The following is a 13266-nucleotide window of genomic DNA, read 5'->3' as shown; positions in this document are numbered from 1 at the left end:
GACTAACGTTTGCCGAATAGTGAGCCTAAGAGTCCTCGCACCAGTTTTTGGCCACTGCTACCACCAAGGCTTCGCGCTGCACTTTTTGCAAAAGTACTTACAATATCTTGTGTCATTTTTGCTCGTTCTCGTGCTTGACGATCAGCTTCCTTTTGTTGTTCTCGAAGTGCTCGTTCTTGCTCTTTTTCTAGCTGACGTTGGATTTGTTCCTGTGCTTTGGCATTTTGTTTTGCTAATGCATCATCTTGCTTAGTTTGGGCAGCTATTTGTTCTTGCAGCTGTTTTTGTTGAATGTTTTTGGTGACTTTGCGTTGTAGCATTTCATAAGCACTATCGCGATCAACAACTTGTTCATAAACACCAGCGACAATGCTCTGTTGTATCAGGGTTTGACGTTCTGTGGTGGAGAGTGGTTCGAATGAAGAGTAGGGTGGCATAATTAAAGCGCGTTCCACAATTTGTGGAGTGCCTTTTTCATCTAAGCAGCTAATAAGAGCCTCGCCAACAGCTAGTTCCGTGATAGCTGCCTCAACTTTAAATTCTGGATTTGCTCGAAAGGTATCTGCTGCTGATTTTACTGCCTTTTGATCTTTTGGCGTAAAAGCACGTAGGGCGTGTTGAATACGGTTTCCAAGTTGTCCTAGCACTGCCTCAGGAATGTCTAGAGGGCTTTGAGAGATAAAATATATGCCCACACCTTTGGAGCGAATTAACCGTACAACTTGTTGAATTTTATCTTGTAATGTTGGGCTGGCATTGTTAAAAAGTAAGTGTGCTTCATCAAAGAAGAAGACCAGTTTGGGTTTATCTAAGTCACCAACTTCTGGTAGTTTTTCAAAAAGCTCTGAGAGCATCCAAAGTAAGAATGTTGCATAGAGTTTAGGGGTGTTCATTAATTTATCAGCAGCCAACAAGTTAATATAACCGTGACCTTGAGTGTCGGTCTGAAGAAAGTCCAAAATATCTAAGCTCGGCTCACCGAAAAATTGTTCGCCACCTTGGTCTCCAAGGGCAAGTAAATTACGTTGAATGGCGCCTAAACTTGCTGGTGATAAGTTGCCATACTCGCTTTTAAGTTCATTTGCATTTTCACTCACATAGCTCAACATGGCCTTGAGGTCTTTAAAGTCAATCAGGAGGAGTCCTTGGTCATCGGCAATTCGAAAAACTGCTGATAATACGCCCTGTTGTGTATCATTTAAATTCAGCATTTGTGCCAGAAGAAGAGGACCTACTTCTGAAATGGTGGTGCGAATCGGGTGGCCTTGTTCACCGAATAAATCCCAAAAGATAACAGGTGAAGCTGAAAAATCAATTGATGTTATGCCCAATGTACGAAGGCGTTGCTCAAATTTAGGGTTGGTTGAACCTGCTTTGGCAATACTTGATACATCGCCTTTTGCATCTGCCAGAAATACAGGTACACCTAAGCGTGAGAAATTTTCAGCTAACACTTTGAGTGTTATGGTTTTTCCTGTACCTGTTGCACCTGCAATAAGGCCATGACGATTGGCAAATTGCGAGTACATTACGATATCTTGAGTTGGGTCTGATGATTTTTTGGCAAGTGTAATGGCTGTCATATTTGTTATACCTTTTCATCTTTGTTGCGTATTTAGGGATAAATAACAGTGAAAATATTTTTGAAATTGTAGAAATTTCATACAGATTTGCATGAAATATATGACTTGTAAATCATGTTTTAATTGTTGAAATATATTTTTTGCGCTTATAAGTCGTGATTGTAATAGGTAGAACCAATATTCATTGAGTTTATTGGTTCTATCGTTTTTAGAGAATGTATTACAGGATAGCGAGTGCCTGCTGAATATCTGCTTGTAGGTCTTCAGTTTGCTCTAGTCCAATGCAAAAACGTACTAGAATGCCTTGTTGAAGATGGGCATTGGGCAATTGACGCATATGTTTAAGTTGATACAGCATCACTAAGCTAACAGGCCCACCCCAGCTAAAACCCAACTTAAATAATTGAAGCTGGTCGCAAAATTTACGAATAGCTTTAAGGTCATATTCTGCTTTAAAAATAACACTGACTAGTCCTGCACTTAAACCACTTTCACAAACTTCTTGCCAGTGTTGATATCCATTGCTTTGAGGATCTGCAGGATGGAGGACTTGGGCAAATTGTGACTGTGTTTTTAGCCAGTCCAGTAGGGTGAGTGCGCTATTCGATTGTTGTAAGTAGCGCAAACGAATAGAAGCAAGACTACGTTGAACTTGGGCAACATCATCACCTGATACAGAAACGCCTTGTAAGGCATGCATTTGCCAAAGCTTGTGGTAAAGTATTTTGTCACGAGTAACAACAGAACCCATGAGAATGTCGCCACCTCCACTTGGGTACTTGGTTAGGGCGTGTACAGTGATATCTACACTTAAATGTTGTTCAGAGAAGTCAAATGCGTTAAATGCAAGTCCTGCTCCCCAAGTGTTATCAAGGGCTGTTATGACACCAGCATGTTTTGCTTTTTTTACAAGATTGACTAAATCGGGAAATTCAAGACTGACTGATCCTGCTGCCTCAAGCCATAATAATTTGGTTTTAGCACTTGGGCGAAAACTATCTGCATTGGTTGGATCGTACACTTTAACTTGAATAGCATATTGTTTCTGTAAGTATTGCAGATGCTCCATATTAGGGCCATAGATGTTGTCTGCAACCCATACTTCATCACCTTTGGCTAAGAGGCAGCTATTAACAAGATTAATGGCTGAGAGCCCACTTGGTGCAAGTAGTCCATATAAACCACCTTCAAGTTGAGCAATTTGATCAACGAGGTTGTATGTTGTGGGTGTGCCATGTGTGCCATAGCTATAGTCATATTCATCTGTCCAATGTCGATTAAACAATGCATCTGTATTATTAAAGATGATTGTTGAAGCACGATAAATAGGAGGTTGAATCGAATTTAATAATTGGGGTGCGCGACGACGAGCATGAATTAACGCAGTTTGTGGCAAAAGTTTCACAGGCAAACTCAACAAAAGTGCAAGGAAGGATGAAACCAAACATACTACATCATCTAGATAAAGTTTAAATTTGTGTAAAAAAATAAAAAACGAATAAGTTGGCGTTCTTCTTGCTGAAAAAATGTTCATCAGGATTGGAGTTCGTATTTATGAAAAAATTAAGAGTGCATTATTTTCAGCATATTGCTCAGGAAGGATTTGGTAGCTGTTATTCGTATCTAAAAGCGATGGGAGCGGAAATTACCGCAACTGAATTCTTTGCCTTGCCACCCGATGTGTGTTTAGAAATAGATGCATTACCCAGTGTAGATCAAGTGGATCTATTGATTATTATGGGGGGTAAAATGAGTGTGAATGATGAGTCAAACTATGCTTGGCTTAAAGTTGAAAAACGTTGGATACGACGCTACCTTGCCACCGAAAAAGCTGTCATTGGTTTGTGTTTGGGTGGGCAGTTAATTGCAAATGCTTTGGGGGCGATTGTAGAAAAAAATCGAAAAGTTGAGCTGGGATGGACTAAGGTGTATGCCACTCAGCAGGTTCCTGAGTTATGTTTTAAGTTACCTGCTGAATTTGAAGTTATGCAGTGGCATGAAGAGACTTTTTCGCTACCGAAAGGGGCAATAAAGTTGGCTGAAAATAGCGCATGTACTAATCAAGCTTATCAAATTGGGCAGCATGTTTTGGCTTTTCAATTTCACCCAGAGATTACAAAAGGTGCAATTAAACTGTTCGTTGAACAAAGCCTTGATGAGGCTATCACCGTAGATGTTTCATCCCATTTTTTAAGTGATCTAAATCAGAGTAATGCTGATAAATTTATTCAAGGAAATCAAATATTAAAATCTGCAATAGACTATGTGTTAGCGGCACAACGACGACAACTTTTGGTATAAAAAAATTAAAGTCGATATAGGGGAGAAAAAACAAAAAAGTGGGTTGCTTAATGCTTAAGCAATCGCTATAATGGGCGACCCCTAAATAGTAGGGGCTAAACAGCGAAGAAAGTTGTTTAGATCGTTACAGTCATGGCATCGATCATGACCTTAGTGATTTTCACTGCCTTTGACACTTACCAATGGGTGAGGTGCGTCAAGGGTGATTCTTTATATATTTGGCTTGGAGTTTACTGGTATGTCTAACCAGAGAATCCGTATCCGTCTTAAGTCTTTTGATCATCGTCTGATTGATCAATCTTCTCAAGAGATCGTAGAAACCGCTAAGCGTACTGGCGCACAAGTGTGTGGTCCAATCCCGATGCCTACTCGCATCGAACGCTTCAACGTTCTAACTTCACCGCATGTAAACAAAGATGCGCGTGATCAGTATGAAATCCGCACTTACAAACGTTTGATCGATATCGTTCAACCTACAGATAAAACTGTTGATGCATTGATGAAATTAGATCTAGCAGCTGGTGTTGATGTTCAGATCGCATTGGGTTAAGGCTTTCGGTTAATTAACACTCTAAGTTAATTAAGCCGCTTTTTAAGAGGTTTACACACATGGCTATTGGTTTAGTCGGTCGTAAGTGCGGTATGACCCGTATCTTCACAGATGCCGGCGTCTCTGTGCCAGTTACAGTGATTGAGGTTGATCCAAACCGTATCACGCAAATCAAAACGCTTGAAACTGATGGTTACCAAGCGATTCAGATTACAACTGGCGAACGTCGCGAATCTCGTGTAACTAACGCTCAAAAAGGTCACTTTGCGAAAGCTGGTGTTGCTGCTGGTCGTTTAGTACAAGAATTCCGTGCTGCTGAAGCAGACCTTGAAGGTCGTGAAGTTGGTGGTACTATCGGTGTTGACTTGTTCACAGTTGGTCAAATTGTTGACGTAACTGGTCAGTCTAAAGGTAAAGGTTTCCAAGGTGGTGTTAAGCGTTGGAATTTCCGTACTCAAGACGCAACACACGGTAACTCTGTATCTCACCGTGTTTTAGGTTCTACAGGTCAAAACCAGACTCCTGGACGCGTGTTCAAAGGCAAGAAAATGGCCGGTCACCTAGGTGCGGAACGCGTAACAGTACAAGGTCTTGAAGTTGTATCTATTGACACAGAACGTTCAGTTCTTGTTGTTAAAGGTGCGATTCCTGGTGCTACTGGTGGCGACGTTATCGTTCGTCCTACGATCAAGGCCTGAGGGGAAATAACGTGAATTTAAAAACTGTTTCCGGCTCTGCTGTTGAGTTATCAGAAGTTGCATTTGGCCGTGAATTTAATGAAGCACTAGTACACCAAGTTGTTACAGCTTATTTAGCTGGTGGACGTCAAGGTTCTCGCGCTCAAAAATCACGTGCTGACGTATCTGGCGGTGGTAAAAAACCATTCCGTCAAAAAGGTACTGGTCGCGCTCGTGCTGGTTCTATTCGTAGCCCAATCTGGGTTGGTGGTGGTAAAACTTTTGCTGCTCGTCCACAAGATTGGTCTCAAAAAGTTAACCGCAAAATGTACCGCGGTGCAATGCAATGTATCTTAGCTGAACTTGTTCGCCAAGATCGTCTTGTATTGGTTGAAGAGTTTGCAGTTGCTGCTCCAAAAACTAAAGAATTGCTTGCAAAACTTAACGACTTGAACGCTACTCGCGCATTGATCGTTACAGATGCTGTTGATGAGAATCTGTACCTTGCAGCACGTAACCTTCCACACGTTGATGTGGTTGATGCGACTGCAATCGATCCTGTTGGCTTGATCGCGTTCGATAAAGTTGTAATGTCTGTTGCTGCTGCTAAGAAAATTGAGGTAGAACTCGGATGAACAACGAACGTATCTATCAAGTCCTACAAGGACCTGTCTTCTCAGAAAAAGCACAAGTTTTAGGTGAAACTGCTGGTGTTCAAGTATTTAAAGTTGCATTAAATGCAAACAAACTTGAAATCAAAAAAGCAGTTGAACAACTCTTCGGTGTTGAAGTTGTAAAAGTAAATACAACAATCACTAAAGGTAAGACTAAGCGCTTTGGTCGTACATTAGGACGTCGTTCTGATGTTAAAAAAGCATACGTCACCCTGAAAGCTGGCCAAGATGTTGAAATGGCTGACTTGGGCGATACCGCTGAAAGCGCAGCGGAATAAGGACGAAAATTATGCCGATTCAAAAATGTAAGCCAACGTCTCCAGGACGTCGCTTTGTAGAGAAAGTGGTTCATGACCATCTTCACAAAGGCGCGCCTTATGCACCGTTGGTAGAAGCTAAAAAACGTACTGGTGGCCGTAATAACAATGGTCGCATTACGACTCGTCACGTTGGTGGTGGTCATAAACAGCACTACCGTCTAGTTGACTTCAAACGTAACAAAGATGGCGTTCCAGCTATCGTTGAACGTATTGAATACGATCCAAACCGTACTGCACACATCGCTTTGTTGAAGTATGCTGACGGTGAACGTCGTTATATTATTGCACCTAAAGGTTTGCGTGCAGGTGATAAAGTTCAATCTGGTAACGATGCTCCAATTCGTACAGGTAACTGCTTGCCACTTCGCAACATGCCTATCGGTTCTACACTTCACAATATCGAATTGAAAATTGGTAAAGGCGCGCAAATTGCACGTTCTGCTGGTACTTCAGTTCAATTGTTGGGTCGTGACGGTTCTTACGCTATCATCCGTCTTCGTTCAGGTGAAATGCGTAAAGTACACGTTGAATGTCGCGCTGTAATTGGTGAAGTTTCTAACCAAGAAAGCAACTTACGCTCACTTGGTAAAGCAGGTGCTTCACGCTGGCGTGGTGTTCGTCCTACCGTTCGTGGTATGGCGATGAACCCAGTTGACCATCCACATGGTGGTGGTGAAGGGCGTAACAAAGGTATTCAACCTGTAAGCCCATGGGGTCAAAAAGCGAAAGGGTACAAGACACGTACCAATAAGCGTACGACTAAGATGATTATTCGCGACCGTCGCGTTAAGTAACAAGTAAAGGAATCTGACAATGCCTCGTTCTCTGAAAAAAGGCCCATTCGTCGATGCGCACTTGTTCGCTAAGGTTGAAGCGGCTGTAGCAAGTAATTCTCGCAAGCCGATCAAAACTTGGTCGCGTCGTTCGATGATTCTCCCAGATTTTGTTGGTCTAACAATTTCTGTTCATAATGGTCGTAACCATGTTCCGGTAATCGTATCTGAACATATGGTTGGTCATAAACTCGGTGAATTCGCGCCAACTCGTACCTATCGTGGTCACGGTGTTGACAAGAAGTCTAAACGTTAATAGGTGCTATGATGGAAGTAACTGCTAAATTACGCGGTGCCGCTATCTCGGCACAAAAAGCACGTTTGGTTGCAGACCTAATTCGTGGCAAATCTGTTGCTCACGCTTTAAATGTCTTGAACTTCAGCAACAAAAAAGCTGCAGTTTTAGTTAAAAAAGCGCTCGAATCTGCAATTGCAAACGCTGAACACAATAACAGTTTAGATGTTGACGACCTTAAAGTATCTACGATTTACGTTGATGAAGGCATGAGCCTTAAACGTATTATGCCACGTGCTAAAGGCCGTGCAGATCGTATTACTAAGCGTACTTGTCACATCACCGTTAAGGTAGGGGTTTGATATGGGTCAGAAGGTTCATCCAATCGGTATCCGCCTAGGTGTTGTGAAACGTCATAACGCTAACTGGTATGCGAATCCGAAACAATACGCTGAATATTTGCTTAAAGATTTGCAAGTACGTGAGTTTTTGACTAAAAAACTCAAAAGTGCAATGGTAAGCCATATTCTTATCGAACGTCCTACAGGCGCTGCTAAAATTACGATTAGCACTGCTCGTCCAGGTATCGTTATCGGTAAAAAAGGCGAAGACATTGAGAAATTACAGCGCGAACTTACCAAAATTATGGGCGTTCCTGCGCAAGTAAGCATCAACGAAATCGATCGCCCAGACTTAGACGCTCGTCTTGTTGCTGAAGCTATCGCTTCTCAACTAGAGAAACGTGTAATGTTCCGTCGTGCTATGAAGCGTGCGGTACAAAACACAATGCGTGCTGGTGCTAAAGGTATCAAAGTTGAAGTTTCAGGCCGTTTAGGTGGTGCAGAGATTGCACGTACTGAGTGGTATCGTGAAGGTCGTGTACCTTTACATACACTACGTGCGGACATCGATTATGCAACTATGCGTGCAGAAACGACTTACGGTACGATTGGCGTTAAAGTTTGGATCTTCCGTGGTGAAATCTTGGGTGGCATGAAACAAGTCATGAACCCAGCACCGGCTGAAGAACGTCCAGCTAAACGTGGTCGCGGTCGTGGTGAAGGTCAAGAGCGTCGTGGTCGTCGCAATGATCGTTCTGCTGAAAAAGGAGAATAATCCATGTTGCAACCTAAACGTACTAAATTCCGTAAAGTGCAGAAAGGCCGTAACACTGGTCTAGCACATCGTGGCAGTACAGTATCATTTGGTACAATCGCGCTTAAATCAGTTGAACGTGGTCGTATGACTGCTCGTCAAATTGAAGCAGCTCGTCGTACCATTAGCCGTCGTGTTAAGCGTGGTGGTAAAATCTTTATCCGTGTATTCCCGGACAAACCAATTACTCAAAAGCCTCTTGAAGTGCGTATGGGTAAAGGTAAAGGTAGCGTGGAATACTGGGTTTGCGAAATCAAACCAGGTAAGATCCTGTACGAAATGGAAGGTGTGAACGAAGAATTAGCACGTGAAGCGTTTGCGCTTGCTGCTGCTAAGCTTCCGTTTAAAACCACTATCGTGACTCGGACGGTAATGTAATGAAAACTAAAGATCTACGTGAAAAATCGGTAGAAGAGTTGAAAGCTTTGCTTGATGAGCAACAGCTTAACCAATTCCGTCTTCGTATGGCGAAAGCAACTGGTCAATTGGGCAAATCACACGAAGTGCAAGTTGCTCGTAAATCAATTGCTCGTATCAAGACACTCCTTACCGAAAAACAGGGGAACGGACAATGAGTGAAAATGTAGTCCGCACGTTAACCGGCAAAGTCGTAAGCGACAAAATGGACAAGTCTATTGTTGTTCTTATTGAACGCCGCGTTCAACACCCGTTGTATGGCAAATTAATCCGCCGTTCAACTAAATTACACGCTCATGATGAGAACAACACTGCTAAATTAGGTGATGTTGTGACCATTAAAGAAAGCCGCCCAATTTCTAAAACTAAAGCTTGGACTTTGGTGGAAGTAGTTGAAGCAGCTGCTGAGTAATTAGACGTTCTTGTTGCATCATCGGTCAATTTCGAGTACTCTTTGAGCCTTTCGAAATTGCGACCGGTGATGCTCGGTTTTGGAGTAGGGCAATGATTCAAACCGAAAGTATGCTCGACGTAGCAGACAACAGTGGTGCACGCCGCGTACAATGTATCAAAGTACTAGGTGGCTCACATCGTCGTTATGCTTCTGTTGGCGATATTATTAAAGTTACTGTAAAAGAAGCAATTCCACGTGGTCGTGTTAAAAAAGGCGACGTGATGAATGCAGTTGTTGTTCGTACAAAATTTGGCATTCGTCGTCCAGATGGTTCTGTGATCCGTTTTGATGATAACGCTGCAGTTATTTTGAACAATAACAAGGCTCCGATTGCCACTCGTATTTTTGGACCAGTGACTCGTGAACTTCGTACAGAACAGTTCATGAAAATTATTTCACTAGCTCCTGAAGTTCTATAATAGAGGCAATCATGGCTAAGATTAAACAAGGCGATCAAGTGATCGTTATTGCAGGAAAAGAAAAAGGCAAACAGGGTACTGTTTTGTCTATTTCAAACGATCGAGTTAAGGTTGAAGGCCTTAACTTGGTAACGAAGCATAAAAAGCCGAATCGTGCGACTGGTACTGAAGGTGGTATCGTTACACAAGAAGCTTCGCTTCATATCTCGAACGTGGCAATTTTTAATGCTACAACCCAAAAGGCTGATCGTGTTGGTTACCAAATTGATGCTGAAGGCGTGAAAACTCGCGTTTACAAATCAAATGGTGAATCAGTGGCGGCAGCGAAGTAATAGGTTGAAAAGGCAATGGCCAGACTTAAAACACGCTATAACGAAGAACTCAAAGCTCAGTTGAAAGAAACTTTGGGCCTTGAGAACGTAATGCAAATTCCGCGCATCACTAAAATCACTCTAAACATGGGTGTTGGTGCTGCAGCAGCTGATAAGAAATTATTGGATGGCGCATTATCAGACATGCAAGCAATCGCTGGTCAAAAACCAGTGCTAACTCTTGCACGCAAATCAATCGCAGGTTTCAAAATCCGTGATGGTTGGCCAATTGGTTGTAAAGTTACTTTACGTGGCGACCAAATGTACGAATTCTTGGACCGTTTGATCTCAATCGCAATCCCTCGTATCCGTGACTTCCGTGGTTTCTCAGCGAAATCTTTCGACGGTCGTGGTAACTACTCTATGGGCTTGAAAGAACAAATCGTTTTCCCTGAAATCGATTTCGACAAGATTGATCGTATTCGTGGTATGGATATTACTATCACTACTACTGCTCGCACCGATGACGAAGGCCGTGCGCTTATGCGTGCATTCGGCTTCCCGTTCAAATAAGAGGTCGATATGGCTAAGAAAGGTATGATTAATCGCGAATTAAAACGCGAAAAAACCGTTGCTAAATACGCTGCAAAACGTGCTGAATTAAAAGCAATCATTGCAAACGTAAATGCTAGCGATGAAGAGCGTTTTGAAGCGATGATGAAATTTCAAGCATTGCCACGTAATGCATCTCCAGTACGTCTTCGTAACCGTTGTGGTTTAACTGGTCGTCCTCATGGTTACTTCCGTAAGTTCGGTCTAAGCCGTAACAAATTACGCGATACAGTAATGCAAGGTGATGTACCTGGCGTTGTTAAGGCAAGCTGGTAAGGGGCGACTAGAATGAGTATGCAAGATACCGTTGCCGACATGCTAACACGTGTTCGTAACGCACAAATGGCTAAGAAACAAACTGTTTCTATGCCAAACTCTAAGTTGAAGGTCGCTATTGCGAATGTACTTCAACAAGAAGGTTATATTTCAAACGTAGAAGTTGCTGATCTTGAAGGCAAAGCTACTTTGACTATTACCCTAAAATATTTCGAAGGCAAACCAGTTATTGAAACTGTGAAACGTGTAAGCCGTCCAGGTTTACGTCAGTATCGCGGTAAAAATGAACTGCCAAGCGTTAAGCAAGGCTTAGGTATTGCAATTGTTTCTACAAGCAAAGGCATCATGACTGATCGCGCTGCACGTGCTGCAGGTATCGGTGGTGAAGTTATTGCTTTTGTTTCTTAATAGGTGATTCCTCATGTCTCGTGTGGCTAAAGCCCCAGTAACTGTGCCTAATGGCGTAACAGTTACTCAGAACGGCCGGCAGGTCGAAGTGAAAGGCAGCAAAGGTACTTTGTCTTTCAACCTGCATGCGCTGGTCGAGCTCAAACAGGAAGATGGTACACTTCAGTTTGCTCCAGTAAAAGAGTCGAAAGACGCTTGGATGCAAGCGGGTACTGCTCGTTCTGTAGTTAGCAACCTCGTAAAAGGTGTTAGTGAAGGCTTTGAACGCAAACTACAACTTATTGGTGTAGGTTATAAAGCTGCGATCAAAGGTACAGTTGTACACTTAAACCTTGGTTATTCACATCCAATCGATTACTCACTTCCTGAAGGTGTAACCGCGGAAACTCCAACTGCGACTGAGATTATTCTTAAGTCAGCTAACAAACAATTGTTAGGTCAAGTTGCTGCAGATATCCGTGCTTACCGTTCACCAGAACCATATAAAGGTAAAGGTGTACGTTATTCGGATGAAGTTGTACTTCGTAAAGAAGCTAAGAAGAAATAAGGCGCGAGGTTCTTATGAACGAAAAGAAACAATCCCGTTTGCGTCGTGCGAAAAGCACACGCTTGCACATTCGTGCATTGGGTGCGACTCGCCTGTGTGTAAACCGCACACCGCGTCACATCTATGCTCAAGTTATTTCGGCAGATGGTGGCAAAGTTTTAGCGCAAGCTTCAACTTTAGATGCTACTTTACGTGCTGGTACAACTGGTAATATCGAAGCAGCGACTAAAGTAGGTGCTTTAATCGCAGAACGTGCTAAAGCAGCTGGCGTTACTAAAGTTGCATTCGACCGTTCTGGTTTTAAATATCATGGTCGTATTAAAGCTTTGGCTGATGCTGCCCGTGAAAACGGCTTGGAGTTCTAATCATGGCGAAAGTTGAACAAAACGAAGGTCTCGTTGAAAAGCTGGTTGCCGTTGATCGTGTAGCCAAAGTTGTTAAAGGTGGTCGTATCTTCTCTTTCACAGCATTGACTGTGGTAGGCGATGGTAATGGTCGTGTAGGTTTTGGTCGTGGTAAAGCACGTGAAGTTCCAGCTGCTATTTCTAAAGCACTTGAAGCTGCTCGTCGCAACATGATCACTGTCGACTTGGTTGATGGCACTCTACAACACACTGTTCATGCTCGTCATGGCGCTAGTCGTGTTTTCATGCAGCCTGCTTCAGAAGGTACTGGCGTAATTGCTGGTGGTTCTATGCGTGCTGTACTTGAAGCTGCTGGTGTACGTAACGTGTTGACGAAATGCTATGGTTCTACCAATGCTGCTAACGTTGTGAACGCAACTTTTAACGGTTTGCGTGACATGACTACTCCAGAGAAAGTAGCTGCTAAACGCGGTCTTTCTGTAGAACAAATTTTAGGGTAATCAATCATGAAAACGATTAAAGTTACCCAGATCAAATCTTCTTCGCATCGTTTGAAAAATCACAAACTTTGCCTACAAGGTTTGGGTCTGCGTCGTATTGGTCATACAGTAGAAGTGCAAGATACGCCTTCTAACCGCGGTATGATCAACAAAGTCTACTATATGGTTAGTGTAGAGGAATAAGCCATGACTCTGCGTTTAAATGAACTTGCACCTGCTGAAGGTGCTAAGCGCGATAATCTTCGCGTAGGTCGTGGTATCGGTTCTGGTGTTGGTAAGACTGGTGGTCGCGGTGTTAAAGGTCAAAAATCACGTAAAAGCGGTGGCGTTCGTCCAGGCTTTGAAGGTGGTCAAACTGCTCTTTACCGTCGTCTTCCTAAATTCGGTTTTACTAGCCAGATCGCTTTGAAAACTGCTGAAGTACGTTTATCTGAACTTGCTAAAGTAGAAGGCGATATCGTTAGCCTCGAAACTTTGAAAGCTGCAAACGTAGTACGTAAAGATATGTTACGTGCACGTATTGTTCTTTCTGGTGAGATCACTCGTGCATTCACTATTCAAGGTGTTGCATTGACTAAAGGCGCTAAAGCTGCTGTTGAAGCTGCTGGCGGTAAAGTCGAGGAGTAATT

Annotated in this window: 23 protein-coding genes and 1 pseudogene; 22 read left to right on the top strand and 2 right to left on the bottom strand. The window is 42.9% G+C overall.

Annotated features, from left to right (window positions below):
- Positions 1-2: 2 nt before the first annotated feature.
- Positions 3-1583, bottom strand: coding sequence for a helicase HerA-like domain-containing protein (locus tag RFH42_RS08540; RefSeq protein ID WP_308975169.1), 1581 nt, complete (start codon positions 1581-1583; stop codon positions 3-5).
- Between the two features lie 220 nt (positions 1584-1803).
- Positions 1804-2988, bottom strand: coding sequence for a PLP-dependent transferase (locus RFH42_RS08535; RefSeq protein WP_308975168.1), 1185 nt, complete (start codon positions 2986-2988; stop codon positions 1804-1806).
- Between the two features lie 149 nt (positions 2989-3137).
- Here RFH42_RS08535 and RFH42_RS08530 point away from each other — a divergent pair, with 149 nt between their 5' ends.
- From RFH42_RS08530 to rplO, 22 genes and pseudogenes are all read left to right on the top strand, one after another.
- Positions 3138-3884, top strand: a complete 747-nt coding sequence (locus RFH42_RS08530) for a type 1 glutamine amidotransferase (protein ID WP_308975167.1) — start codon at positions 3138-3140, stop codon at positions 3882-3884.
- A gap of 238 nt (positions 3885-4122) precedes the next feature.
- Positions 4123-4434, top strand: coding sequence for a 30S ribosomal protein S10 (gene rpsJ, locus RFH42_RS08525; RefSeq protein ID WP_004725677.1), 312 nt, complete (start codon positions 4123-4125; stop codon positions 4432-4434).
- Between the two features lie 59 nt (positions 4435-4493).
- A complete protein-coding gene (gene rplC / locus RFH42_RS08520; RefSeq protein WP_308975166.1) occupies positions 4494-5132 on the top strand; it encodes a 50S ribosomal protein L3 in 639 nt (212 codons plus the stop codon).
- Positions 5133-5143: 11 nt separating this feature from the next.
- A complete protein-coding gene (gene rplD / locus RFH42_RS08515; RefSeq protein ID WP_016654879.1) occupies positions 5144-5746 on the top strand; it encodes a 50S ribosomal protein L4 in 603 nt (200 codons plus the stop codon).
- Positions 5743-6063 carry a 50S ribosomal protein L23 gene (gene rplW, locus RFH42_RS08510; RefSeq protein WP_308975165.1) on the top strand — a complete coding sequence of 107 codons (321 nt, stop codon included), beginning with the start codon at positions 5743-5745 and terminating at the stop codon, positions 6061-6063. The genes rplD and rplW overlap by 4 nt, the downstream gene beginning before the upstream one ends.
- Positions 6064-6074: 11 nt before the next feature.
- Positions 6075-6899, top strand: coding sequence for a 50S ribosomal protein L2 (gene rplB / locus RFH42_RS08505; RefSeq protein ID WP_308975164.1), 825 nt, complete (start codon positions 6075-6077; stop codon positions 6897-6899).
- A gap of 19 nt (positions 6900-6918) precedes the next feature.
- A complete protein-coding gene (gene rpsS / locus RFH42_RS08500; RefSeq protein ID WP_004869548.1) occupies positions 6919-7194 on the top strand; it encodes a 30S ribosomal protein S19 in 276 nt (91 codons plus the stop codon).
- Between the two features lie 11 nt (positions 7195-7205).
- Positions 7206-7535 carry a 50S ribosomal protein L22 gene (gene rplV, locus RFH42_RS08495; protein WP_308975163.1) on the top strand — a complete coding sequence of 110 codons (330 nt, stop codon included), beginning with the start codon at positions 7206-7208 and terminating at the stop codon, positions 7533-7535.
- 1 nt (position 7536) lies between these two features.
- Positions 7537-8353: pseudogene (rpsC, locus tag RFH42_RS08490) on the top strand (30S ribosomal protein S3).
- Positions 8293-8706: a 50S ribosomal protein L16 gene (gene rplP / locus RFH42_RS08485; RefSeq protein WP_016654884.1), complete on the top strand. Its 414-nt coding sequence runs from the start codon at positions 8293-8295 to the stop codon at positions 8704-8706. Before rpsC ends, rplP begins: the two are co-directional and overlap by 61 nt.
- Positions 8706-8903 carry a 50S ribosomal protein L29 gene (gene rpmC / locus RFH42_RS08480; RefSeq protein ID WP_016654885.1) on the top strand — a complete coding sequence of 66 codons (198 nt, stop codon included), beginning with the start codon at positions 8706-8708 and terminating at the stop codon, positions 8901-8903. Before rplP ends, rpmC begins: the two co-directional genes overlap by 1 nt.
- Positions 8900-9157 carry a 30S ribosomal protein S17 gene (rpsQ, locus tag RFH42_RS08475; RefSeq protein WP_016654886.1) on the top strand — a complete coding sequence of 86 codons (258 nt, stop codon included), beginning with the start codon at positions 8900-8902 and terminating at the stop codon, positions 9155-9157. The genes rpmC and rpsQ overlap by 4 nt, the downstream gene beginning before the upstream one ends.
- A 92-nt stretch (positions 9158-9249) precedes the next feature.
- Entirely contained in the window at positions 9250-9618 is a 369-nt protein-coding gene (gene rplN / locus RFH42_RS08470; protein WP_004725701.1) for a 50S ribosomal protein L14, read from the top strand.
- 11 nt (positions 9619-9629) lie between these two features.
- A complete protein-coding gene (gene rplX, locus RFH42_RS08465) occupies positions 9630-9950 on the top strand; it encodes a 50S ribosomal protein L24 (protein WP_308975162.1) in 321 nt (106 codons plus the stop codon).
- 15 nt (positions 9951-9965) lie between these two features.
- Positions 9966-10502 (top strand): 50S ribosomal protein L5, encoded by a 537-nt coding sequence (gene rplE, locus RFH42_RS08460; RefSeq protein ID WP_308975161.1) that lies wholly within the window; start codon positions 9966-9968, stop codon positions 10500-10502.
- 9 nt (positions 10503-10511) lie between these two features.
- Positions 10512-10817 (top strand): 30S ribosomal protein S14, encoded by a 306-nt coding sequence (rpsN, locus tag RFH42_RS08455; protein WP_016654889.1) that lies wholly within the window; start codon positions 10512-10514, stop codon positions 10815-10817.
- 12 nt (positions 10818-10829) lie between these two features.
- Positions 10830-11225 (top strand): 30S ribosomal protein S8, encoded by a 396-nt coding sequence (rpsH, locus tag RFH42_RS08450; RefSeq protein WP_016654890.1) that lies wholly within the window; start codon positions 10830-10832, stop codon positions 11223-11225.
- Between the two features lie 13 nt (positions 11226-11238).
- Entirely contained in the window at positions 11239-11772 is a 534-nt protein-coding gene (gene rplF / locus RFH42_RS08445; protein ID WP_308975160.1) for a 50S ribosomal protein L6, read from the top strand.
- Between the two features lie 14 nt (positions 11773-11786).
- Positions 11787-12137, top strand: a complete 351-nt coding sequence (rplR, locus tag RFH42_RS08440; RefSeq protein WP_016654892.1) for a 50S ribosomal protein L18 — start codon at positions 11787-11789, stop codon at positions 12135-12137.
- 2 nt (positions 12138-12139) lie between these two features.
- On the top strand, positions 12140-12637 hold the full coding sequence (gene rpsE, locus RFH42_RS08435; RefSeq protein ID WP_016654893.1) for a 30S ribosomal protein S5: 498 nt from the start codon (positions 12140-12142) through the stop codon (positions 12635-12637).
- Positions 12638-12643: 6 nt separating this feature from the next.
- On the top strand, positions 12644-12820 hold the full coding sequence (rpmD, locus tag RFH42_RS08430) for a 50S ribosomal protein L30 (protein WP_016654894.1): 177 nt from the start codon (positions 12644-12646) through the stop codon (positions 12818-12820).
- 3 nt (positions 12821-12823) lie between these two features.
- Positions 12824-13264 (top strand): 50S ribosomal protein L15, encoded by a 441-nt coding sequence (gene rplO / locus RFH42_RS08425; protein WP_308975159.1) that lies wholly within the window; start codon positions 12824-12826, stop codon positions 13262-13264.
- Positions 13265-13266 lie beyond the last annotated feature (2 nt).

Origin of the sequence: Acinetobacter rudis, assembly GCF_031157835.1 — a bacterium.
Taxonomy (GTDB): Bacteria; Pseudomonadota; Gammaproteobacteria; order Pseudomonadales; family Moraxellaceae; genus Acinetobacter; species Acinetobacter rudis_A.
Note: the sequence above shows the minus strand (reverse complement) of the source record. Positions and strands in the feature narration are given on the sequence as shown.